This window comes from Nocardia halotolerans, assembly GCF_042650145.1.
Classification (GTDB): domain Bacteria; phylum Actinomycetota; class Actinomycetes; order Mycobacteriales; family Mycobacteriaceae; genus Nocardia; species Nocardia halotolerans.
The window spans coordinates 1-613 of sequence record NZ_JBHSDL010000031.1 but is presented as its reverse complement, the minus strand read 5'-3'; the positions used below and the strand labels follow the sequence as shown (position 1 = coordinate 613).

General features: G+C 63.0%; 1 protein-coding gene. It reads left to right on the top strand.

What is annotated here, in order from left to right; translation table 11 throughout:
- The coding region (locus ACFO5K_RS26060; protein WP_378568350.1) for an AMP-binding protein at positions 1 to 613 on the top strand (613 nt) is incomplete at both ends.

Genomic DNA, 613 nt, shown 5'->3' with positions numbered 1-613 from the left:
AAGCGCAACCCTTCCCCGCCGAACACCCCCTGTTCATCCTCTACACCTCCGGCACCACCGGAAAACCCAAAGGCATCCTCCACACCAGCGGCGGCTACCTCACCCAAACCGCCTACACCCACCACAACGTCTTCGACCACAAACCCGAACAAGACATCTACTGGTGCACCGCCGACATCGGCTGGGTCACCGGACACAGCTACATCGTCTACGGCCCACTCGCCAACCGCACCACCCAAGTCGTCTACGAAGGCACCCCCAACTCCCCCACCGAACACCGCCACTTCGAAATCATCGAAAAATACGGCGTCACCATCTACTACACCGCCCCCACCCTCATCCGCACCTTCATGAAATGGGGCCGCGAAATCCCCGACGCACACAACCTCACCACCCTGCGCCTACTCGGCTCCGTCGGCGAACCCATCAACCCCGAAGCCTGGCGCTGGTACCGACAAGTCATCGGCGCCGACACCACCCCCATCGTCGACACCTGGTGGCAAACCGAAACCGGCGCCATCATGATCTCCCCACTCCCCGGCGTCACCACCACCAAACCCGGCGCCGCGATGGCCCCACTACCGGGCATCTCGGCCAAGGTCGTCGACGACGA